This is a genomic window from Sphingomonas sp. Leaf30 (assembly GCF_001422525.1).
Classification (GTDB): domain Bacteria; phylum Pseudomonadota; class Alphaproteobacteria; order Sphingomonadales; family Sphingomonadaceae; genus Sphingomonas; species Sphingomonas aerolata.
In genome coordinates this window covers 655,478-656,927 of sequence record NZ_LMKZ01000001.1, presented here as the reverse complement: position 1 = coordinate 656,927, position 1,450 = coordinate 655,478, and the positions used below count along the sequence as shown (strand labels likewise).

General features: G+C 70.3%; 2 protein-coding genes. Both read left to right on the top strand.

Annotated elements, in window-relative coordinates:
• On the top strand, nt 1-682 hold a 682-nt coding region (locus tag ASE89_RS19585; RefSeq protein ID WP_330219038.1), incomplete at its 5' end, for a GNVR domain-containing protein.
• A partial coding sequence (locus ASE89_RS20715; protein ID WP_056673955.1) for a hypothetical protein occupies nt 679-1,450 on the top strand: 772 nt, incomplete at its 3' end. The genes ASE89_RS19585 and ASE89_RS20715, both read left to right, overlap by 4 nt.

The window sequence follows — 1,450 nt, the reverse complement described above, 5'->3', positions numbered from 1 at the left end:
GGCGGATGCCGGCGCGCGAGCCGGCGGCGGCAGCACCGGGCTCGACGTGCAAACGGCCGGTGTCGTCCAGGGGCTGCGCGCGCAGATCTCAGCCAAGACGGCCGAAGTCGCGCAGCTCAGCGCGGATCTCGGTCCGAACCACCCGCAGCGTCAGGCCGCCGAGGCGGAACTGTCGGCACTGCGTCGCCGGCTCGCGGTCGAGACGGGGACGAGCGCCAATGCGGTGCGCGTCGCCAGCGGTACGGCGAGCAGCAAGGAAAGCCAGATGCGCGCCTTGCTGAACCAGCAGCGCGGCAAGATGCTGTCGCTGGCGGGCGACCGCGCCGAGCTCGACGTGCTCCAGCGCGACGTCGATTCGGCCCGCGCGGCCTATGACACCGTGACCCAGCGCCTCGGCACGATGCGGCTGCAGAGCGAGGCGCCGTCGACCAACGTCGTCCAGCTCGACGTCGCGCAGCCGCCGATGTTCCCCTCCTCGCCCAACGTGCCGATGCGGTTGGCGCTCGGCCTCGTGCTGGGCGGAATGCTGGCGGCGGGGACGGCGCTGGCGCTCGAACTGTGGCGACCGCGGGTGCGGACGTCGAGCGGCGCAGCGACCGCCATGGGTGTGCCCGTGCTGGGCTCGGTATCGTTTTCGCAGTCGCGCGTCGCGTCGCTGCTGGGTGGAAGGCAGACGTCATGAGGCTTCGTTCGAGCGAAACGGCAAATGTCGTTCGGCCCGCGGTCGCGCCGGGCGCCGAAGCGCCCAGCCAGCGGCAGCTTCTGGGCAAATTGCTGTCGCTGTCGCCCGAGGCGCATCGCCAGATCGAGCATCGCCAGGCCGAGACCGGGGTGTTGTTTGGCGAGGCGGCGGTCGAACTCGGCTTTGCGACCGAGGAGCAGGTTCGCCGCGCGATCGAGCTGCAACAGGGCTTCACCGTCCTGCCCGAAGGCGATGAGCGCGTCGATCCGCTCGTCGTCGCAGCATTCGCGCCCGACGATCCCATCGCGGTCACAGCGCGCGACATTCGCGCGATCGTGACGCGCGACGTCCGTCCCGACGGCTCCCCGCTCCAGGGGATCGCGATGATCGGGATCGACGACGAAACGCTGCATACCACCGTGCTCACCGCCAATCTGGCGGTCGCGTGCGCCCAGGCCGGTTATTCGACGCTGCTGGTCGATGGCGGTATCAGCGCGCCGCGTCAGCACGGGCTCTTCCGCCTGCCCAACCGCACCGGTCTGTCGACACTGCTGTCGTCGGGCGGCCGCGTCGAGGCGATCGCCCAGACCACCGCGATCCCCGGCCTGTCGCTGCTGTCGGCGGGTCCGAGCGTCCCCAACGCGTCAGAGCTCTTCGATCGCCAGCGTCTTGCCAACACGCTCGATCCGCTGCGCGATCATTATGGGCTGGTGATCTTCGATGCCGGCCCCGCCAGCGCGACACAGCTCGAGGCGTGTTTCGGACTCG